At 39.4% G+C, this 7,988-nt stretch carries 6 protein-coding genes; 5 read left to right on the plus strand and 1 reads right to left on the minus strand.

The genetic code is table 11. The features are described from left to right. Positions 1–240: 240 nt before the first annotated feature. Entirely contained in the window at positions 241–2,589 is a 2,349-nt protein-coding gene (locus tag ODQ17_RS15670; RefSeq protein WP_322904913.1) for a Tex family protein, read from the minus strand. A 667-nt stretch (positions 2,590–3,256) separates the two neighbouring features. On the opposite strand from ODQ17_RS15670, the gene ompR reads away from it, so the two are divergent. The 5 genes from ompR to ODQ17_RS15695 all read left to right on the plus strand — a co-directional run bounded on the left by ompR (position 3,257) and on the right by ODQ17_RS15695 (position 7,763). Beyond that, the gene (ompR, locus tag ODQ17_RS15675; RefSeq protein ID WP_000060753.1) at positions 3,257–4,021 is read left to right on the plus strand and encodes an osmolarity response regulator transcription factor OmpR; all 765 of its coding nucleotides are present in this window, start codon (positions 3,257–3,259) and stop codon (positions 4,019–4,021) included. Between the two features lie 17 nt (positions 4,022–4,038). After that, positions 4,039–5,496 (plus strand): ATP-binding protein, encoded by a 1,458-nt coding sequence (locus ODQ17_RS15680; RefSeq protein ID WP_005300883.1) that lies wholly within the window; start codon positions 4,039–4,041, stop codon positions 5,494–5,496. A gap of 36 nt (positions 5,497–5,532) precedes the next feature. Next, positions 5,533–5,652, plus strand: coding sequence for a hypothetical protein (locus ODQ17_RS15685; RefSeq protein WP_322904954.1), 120 nt, complete (start codon positions 5,533–5,535; stop codon positions 5,650–5,652). Between the two features lie 35 nt (positions 5,653–5,687). Further along, a complete protein-coding gene (locus ODQ17_RS15690; protein WP_005044101.1) occupies positions 5,688–7,202 on the plus strand; it encodes an acetyl-CoA hydrolase/transferase family protein in 1,515 nt (504 codons plus the stop codon). Positions 7,203–7,331: 129 nt separating this feature from the next. Continuing rightward, positions 7,332–7,763 (plus strand): GNAT family acetyltransferase, encoded by a 432-nt coding sequence (locus tag ODQ17_RS15695; RefSeq protein ID WP_004789884.1) that lies wholly within the window; start codon positions 7,332–7,334, stop codon positions 7,761–7,763. The last annotated feature ends 225 nt before the right edge of the window (positions 7,764–7,988 follow it).

The following is a 7,988-nucleotide window of genomic DNA, read 5'->3' on the forward strand; positions in this document are numbered from 1 at the left end:
AGTGAGTAAATGCTTCAAGGCTGGGTTGATGATGTCGAACAACTGAATATCATTAAAGTTGAGTTATGCTATAACGTTGTATATTTAATTGTGTATTTAACAACGATTTGTTGATCTTAAGATTCACCTCATCTTAACGACTGCGATTTTTTCCTGAATTGCTCTTTAACCCCTATTAAAAATAATGCTTCGCCAATAAAAAAGCCCCCGATTGGAGGCCTTTTTATTAATTAAAGACGCTTATTTAGAGCCTTTAATCCCTGCTTGTAGCAACAATGCACCTAAACCACCAATTTTTTGTTCTTGAGGTTTTTCTTGCTTGGCGCGCTGAGGACGTTCAGCTTGATCTTTACGTGGTTGAGGACGTTTACCTTGCGGTTTACGTTCAAAACGTTGTTCTGTATTTTGTTCACGGCGTGGTGGACGCTGAGCTTTTACAGGTGCAGAACCTTCAGCACGCATACTTAAGTTCACACGGTTACGTTCAACATCAACCTGCATAACACGTACTTGTACAATCTGGCCCGGTTTTACAACTTTATGTGGATCAGATACAAACTCATTTGCAAGTTCAGAAATATGAACTAAACCATCCTGATGCACACCAATATCAACAAAGGCACCAAAGTTTGTGACATTCGTAATCACACCTTCAAGTTGCATACCTTCTGTCAATTGACCAACTTCAGTAATATCTTCACGGAATTTAGCAGTACGGAACTCTGGACGTGGGTCACGACCTGGTTTTTCGAGTTCAGCTAAAACGTCTTGAATTGTTGGTAAACCAAATTTGTCATCAACAAATTCATCAGCTTTTACTTGGCGAATGATTTCAGTATTACCGATGATGTCTTTAACAGTTGTTGCTTTTGCTGCAACAATTTTCTCAACAAGGCCATAACTTTCAGGATGAACTGAAGAAGCATCTAAAGGTTCAGAACCATTTTGAATACGTAAGAAACCAGCTGCTTGTTCAAAAGTACGATCACCTAAACGCGGTACGCTTTTCAACGCTTGACGGTTGTCAAAACGACCATGTTCTTTACGGTATTCAACAATCTGTTGAGCAATTGCTTTGTTTAAACCAGCAATATAAGCCAAGATTGCTGTTGAAGCGGTATTTACATCAACGCCTACAGCATTCACACAGTCTTCTACCACTGCATCAAGGGTTTTTGCCAAACCAGTCTGGTTCACATCGTGTTGATATTGACCCACACCAATTGACTTCGGATCAATCTTAACAAGTTCAGCAAGTGGATCTTGTAAACGGCGAGCAATAGAAACTGCACCACGAATTGAAACGTCAAGCTCTGGAAGCTCTGCCGATGCAAGTTCACTTGCCGAGTAAACTGATGCACCCGCTTCACTTACAGTGATTCGTGTTAAATTCAGATCAGTATTCGCAGCCATCATTTCAGCAACAACAGCTTCTGTTTCACGGCTAGCCGTACCATTACCAATTGCAATCAGCTCTACATTATATTCACGGCATAAACGTGCAAGTTCAGCAATTGAACCTTCTTTATCTTCTTTAGGTGCAAATGGATAAATCGTGCTATGAGCAAGTACATCACCTGCATCGCTGATCACTGCTAGTTTCACACCTGTACGAATACCAGGGTCAACACCCAAAGTCGTACGGCTGCCTGCTGGCGCTGACAATAATAAATGACGAAGATTTTCAGCAAATACTTGCATTGCTTCTGCTTCAGCAGTAAGACGTTTTTCTGTTAGCAATGAATGTTCGATTTGAGGACGAATCTTGCCTAACCAGAATAATTTTGCAGTTTGCTTTAAGAAATCCTGACGTGCTTGAGGTTGAATTTGCTCAAGGTTGTATTCAGTTTCAATACGTGCCAATGGCGCATCATCTTCACCATCTACTTTCAAACCCAATACGTTTTCTTGACGACCACGTAACATCGCTAATAAACGATGTGAAGGTAATTTGTTTAGACCTTCAGAGAACTCAAAGTAATCACGGAATTTTTTACCAACTTCTTTCTTTTCTTCAGATGCAACTGCACTTTTTAAAACCGCAGTTTTTGCAAAAGTTGTTTTTAATTCTGTAGTAAGTGAAATATTTTGTGCCCAGTCATCAATCAGAATATGCTGAATCGCATCTAACTGACTCTCAACGTCTGGATAGTCTTCGTGACTAAAACCAGCCAATGCTTCTGTCGGGTCAACTTGTTCTGCAATGATTTTTTCAGCAATTGGTCCTAAACCTGCTTCTTTTGCTTTAAAAGATTTACTTGTACGCTTAGGGCGATACGGTGCATAAATTTCTTCTAAAGCATTTTTTGTTTCGGCTGCATTCACCCGCGCCAACAAGTCATCACTCAATTTATTCTGTTCTTGCAATGACTGAATAACCTTTTCACGGCGCTCATATAAATCACGTAAATACGCTAAACGAGTATCTAATTGGCGTAACTGCGTATCATCTAAACCTTGTGTTACTTCTTTACGGTAACGGGCAATAAATGGAACACTGGCACCTTCATCAATTAAGCGGATGGCAGCTTCTACTTGGTTTGGACGTACGGCAAGCTCACTTGCCAACTGCTGAACTAAGTCAGTCATCGTGTTTGATCCCACAAGGATAAAGTTTAAAAGCACTGATTATAAAGACCAAGCCCATAAAATCCACACTTGTTTGCGTATTCAAAACGTTTTTTTGTATTGACTCTGAATATTTATACTTTTTACGACTACTAGAGCACATAAAAACAGGAGTTCAACTATGAAAAAGTTGAGACTGAGCTCTGTCTTTTAATCTTTATAAAATATAAACGTAGGACTTACTGTCATGAGTCTGACAAAATTTTATTATAATTTATGAGAAAATGAACATATTGGTACACTCCTCAAAAGATAAAAATATAGAGATTCAACAAGGTTTTATTCGTCTAACTTTTTATAGAACTCAACTATCTGCTTATTTCAACAATTAAAAAATCAAAAGAAACAAGTCAGCAGACCTAAAATAACTTATTTGAAACAATTAGTTATTAATATTTAATTATTAAAAAATTATCAAAGATTTAAGTATTTGTTTTTTTAGATCAGTCTTTGCTAAATTATGAGCTTAAGATGTTGTTTTTTGGTTTCAAACTACCTTGAAAATTGTAATTTTGAGCAAATTGATACATAGTCTTAACAAGAACATCAGCATTATACTGAGGGCTTGTTGGCAATAAGCCTCACCGACCCAATAATATATAAATTATGACTTTAAAGGGAGTACATCATGAGTTTAGTTGTACCTGCTGAACATCCTGAAACCGTACACAACGAAACGGATCGTGTCGAACGTATTTTAGTGGTCGATGACGATGTGCGTTTACGTACCCTCTTGCAACGTTTTTTGGAAGATAAAGGCTTTGTTGTAAAAACTGCCCACGATGCTTCGCAAATGGACCGTCTATTACAACGTGAGTTATTTTCACTTATCGTACTCGACTTTATGTTGCCAGTTGAAGATGGTTTGAGTATTTGCCGTCGTTTACGCCAATCAAATATTGATACCCCAATCATCATGCTCACAGCGCGCGGTAGCGATTCAGACCGTATTGCAGGTCTTGAAGCTGGTGCAGACGATTACTTGCCAAAGCCATTTAATCCAAATGAACTTTTAGCCCGTATCCGTGCTGTATTACGTCGCCAAGTTCGTGAAGTTCCTGGTGCTCCAAGCCAACAAGTTGAAGTTGTAAGCTTTGGTCCATGGTCTCTAGACTTGTCTACCCGCACACTAACACGCGAAGGACAAATCGTTACCTTAACGACTGGTGAATTTGCAGTATTAAAAGCATTGGTACAACACCCACGTGAACCATTAACGCGCGATAAACTCATGAATTTAGCTCGTGGCCGTGAATGGGGTGCAATGGAACGTTCAATTGACGTTCAAGTCTCTCGCCTACGTCGTTTAATTGAAGATAATCCTGCACGTGCACGTTATATTCAAACGGTATGGGGCGTGGGTTATGTATTTGTTCCAGATGGTGCGGAATAAGTTTGAGATAAGATAGAGTGAGTTTAGATCCAATCGCGCCACAAAACTTTACTGATTACGCTACCTACTCAGAACGGAAACGAACTCGGTGGGAACGTTTTCTCGACAAAATTAAGCCACGCTCTGCTGCCATGCGTACCACTATTCTGGTACTGCTGGTGGTGTTTTTTAGCTTATTTATGTCGTTATGGTTCTTTTGGCGCACTCTTTACTTACCTGAAATTCAACAACACGCGCGTTATCTTGCAGTTGAACTCGAGCTCGTCAACAATCCGGATATACGAATTTTTCATCGCGAAAATGAAGTCGATGTTGATGAGTGGTTACGTAATCGTGTTGGAATTGAATACATTACCAATCCCAAAGAATATCCAAGTGTCCGCGATAAAGTAATTGCTGAGTTTTTTACTAATCAAATCGAACAAAAACTTGCAAATGAGATTGGGGCTAAGGATGTTACGGTTTACTTCCAGTTTAAGCCTAGCCCACGTATTTGGATTCAAACACCTGAAATGCATGGGAACTGGGTTCGTGAACCTTTAAAAACCTATGCAAACTACAGCCCTGAGCTATTAATTGGTTGGGTCGTTGGTGTACCTTTACTGTCAGCTATCATTATTTTGATTCTAGTCAGACAAATGAACCGCCCTTTGCGTCGTTTGCAAAATGCTGCCAATGAATATAGTAAGTCAGGGACAGCGCCTTACCTAGATACCAATCATGGTCCATTAGAAATTCGACAGGTGAACCAAGCCTTTAACCGCATGGTCTATACACTCGATCAAACCGAGCGTGAACGACGTATTATGTTGGCTGGTATTTCACATGATTTGCGAACTCCTCTAACACGCATCCGCTTAACAGCAGAAATGTTACCTGATGAGTTCTTACGTGAAGGTCTGGTCTACGATGTGGATGATATGGACGCAATTCTTAATCAGTTCATTTCGTATATGCGTGATGGTTCAGATGAAGAGTTGAAAGACACCAATATCAATATGCTTTTGCAAGAACTTGTTGTGCAATTTAAGCCACTTGATATTCAATTTGAGATGCAGGATGTGCCTATTATTCCGGCACGTAGCCTTTCTTTAAAACGGCTTATTGCAAACCTGATTAATAATGCAAAACGCTACGGTGCTGAACCTATAGATCTAAGTGCAAAAGTTGAAAATGAAAATATTTTAATTACTGTTGCCGATCATGGTGAAGGTATTCCACCAGATCAAATTGAAGAATTAATGCAGCCCTTTGTCCGCGGAGACGCCGCAAGAACGATCCAAGGGAGTGGACTTGGATTGGCTATTGTCAAACGTATTGTCGATATTCATCATGGTGAAATTCAAATTCACAACCGTGAACAAGGCGGTTTAGAAGTTATTATTTCTTTACCGATCCCCAAATCAGTCCCTGAAGAAAATAGCTCGATCAATCCATTAGAAAAAATAAAACAAACTTTGAGTGAGCGCTTTTAATTTAACCAGTTGGTTATTAAAAGCCTCATTTTAAAGATAAATAAAATCAATAAAAATCAATCAAATAAAAACCATAAATATAATTTATACCACCATTTATTTACAAAATTAGACCTTAGCCTAACACCTATGCACTTTTCAATTTTTCATAGCTAAAATCCCGTATGTTTTGACAATTCTGAGGATGTCCAATGTCTTTAAGTCGTATTCGCCTAGCTTCTCTTCATGACAAGGTCATCAGTGCTGAACAAGCTGCGCAATTCATCGAAGATGGAATGACCGTAGGTATGAGTGGTTTTACTCGTGCTGGTGAAGCTAAAGCTGTTCCACAAGCACTTGTAGAACTTGCAAAGAAAAATCCGTTAAAAATCACGTTAATTACGGGTGCCAGCTTAGGTAACGACTTAGACAAACAACTCACGGAAGCAGGTGTTTTATCTCGTCGTATGCCATTCCAAGTGGACAACACTTTACGTCGTGCCATTAACAATGGCGAAGTTATGTTTATTGATCAACATTTGTCTGAAACTGTTGAACAAATGCGTAACCAGCAACTTAAACGCCCTGATGTTGCGGTAATTGAAGCAATTGCAATTACTGAAGATGGTGGCATTATCCCAACAACTTCTGTAGGTAACTCTGCAAGTTTTGCTATTTTTGCCGAGAAAGTTATTGTTGAAATCAACACATCTTTAAGCGAAAGCTTTGAAGGTTTGCACGATATCTACATCCCAACTTATCGTCCAACACGTACTCCAATTCCATTAACAAAAGTGGATGAGCGCATTGGTACATCAGCAATCCAAATCGATCCTGCAAAAATTGTCGGTATTGTATTTAACGATACTCACGATTCACCATCAACGGTAACTCCGCCAGATGATGAAACTCAAGGTATTGCAAACCACCTTATTGCTTTCTTTAATAAAGAAGTTGCTGAAGGTCGCTTACCAAAGAGCCTTGGCCCATTACAAGCGGGTATCGGTTCTATTGCGAATGCCGTATTAACTGGCTTAAAAGATTCTGACTTTGAAGACCTCATCATGTACTCAGAAGTATTACAAGACTGTACTTTTGAACTCATTGATGCAGGCAAAATGAAATTTGCTTCTGGTAGCTCAATTACGCTTTCTGCAAAATGTGGCGAGAAAGTTTTTGGCAATATCGAAGCTTACAAAGACAAATTAGTACTTCGTCCACAAGAAATTTCTAACCATCCTGAACTGGTTCGCCGTTTAGGTATTATCGGCATTAACACTGCGCTTGAGTTCGATATTTACGGCAACGTGAACTCAACTCACGTATGTGGTACTAAAATGATGAACGGTATTGGCGGTTCTGGTGACTTCGCTCGTAATGCTCACTTAGCAATATTTGTGACCAAATCAATTGCTAAAGGCGGCGATATCTCTTCTATCGTGCCAATGGTGAGCCATGTTGACCACAGTGAACATGATGTTGATATTTTAGTGACAGAACAAGGTTTAGCAGACTTACGCGGTTTAGCGCCTCGTGAACGCGCTCGCGCTGTTATCGATAATTGTGTACACCCACTTTATCGTGATGCATTAAATGATTACTTTGATCGTGCATGTGCTAAAGGTGGACACACTCCTCATTTACTTCGTGAAGCGTTGTCTTGGCATGCAAACTTCGAAGAAACTGGTCAAATGCTTCAAGCAGCACCAGTTGCGAAATCAGCTTAAATCACTGGTTGAATTAAAGCACTCCTAAGGGGGTGCTTTTTTATTTGTGTAAATTATTAATAAACACTGCTCAAGCCCGAATTTTTATTTTATCTTTTGAGCACATCAAAACAAAAAGTAGAAATCCATATGTTTATCATTCGTCAATTTACAAATGCGGATTTGGAAGATGTCGTCATTTTATGGGAAAGCTGTGGCCTGACTCGACCTTGGAATAATCCTGAAACGGATATTTTTAGAAAAGTCTCACAACAAGATGATTTGTTTCTAGTTGCGATTAAAGATGAGCAACTCATTGGCACGCTTATGGGTGGCTATGACGGCCATAGAGGCTGGATTAACTATTTGGCTGTTCACCCCCACCAACAACGCTTAGGCATAGCTACAGCCCTTGTTCAGCAGCTTGAAAAGCGACTGATTGCTCGAGGCTGCCCAAAACTTCAATTATTGGTACGTAAAGATAATTTAAATGTACTGAATTTTTATGAACAACTCGGCTATGACGAAGTGGAAGCGGTATGCTTGGGAAAACGTCTAATTAATGATAGTTCACATGATTAGAGCCTTATTTATTATTATTTTGGCATAACACAGAAAACAAACTGAGTTTGGGGATAAGTAAGTGTGCTTGTGGATAAATCTCATTTTACTACAACTAAACAAATAATGCTTTAGATAAAATCACAAGCATGAAAAAAGCCTCATACGTTATGTATGAGGCTTTTTCGAATATGGTGGCGAGACCCAGGATCGAACTGGGGACACACGGATTTTCAATCCGTTGCT

The sequence above is a fragment of the Acinetobacter sp. IRS14 genome (assembly GCF_034650275.1).
Classification (GTDB): domain Bacteria; phylum Pseudomonadota; class Gammaproteobacteria; order Pseudomonadales; family Moraxellaceae; genus Acinetobacter; species Acinetobacter oleivorans.

Bases quoted from the DNA above. Each gene is read 5' to 3' on its own strand.
- ODQ17_RS15690 (WP_005044101.1), top strand. From the start codon at position 5,688: ATGTCTTTAAGTCGTATTCGCCTAGCTTCTCTTCATGACAAGGTCATC.
- ODQ17_RS15695 (WP_004789884.1), top strand. From the start codon at position 7,332: ATGTTTATCATTCGTCAATTTACAAATGCGGATTTGGAAGATGTCGTC.
- ODQ17_RS15670 (WP_322904913.1), bottom strand. From the start codon at position 2,589: ATGACTGACTTAGTTCAGCAGTTGGCAAGTGAGCTTGCCGTACGTCCA.
- ompR (WP_000060753.1), top strand. From the start codon at position 3,257: ATGAGTTTAGTTGTACCTGCTGAACATCCTGAAACCGTACACAACGAA.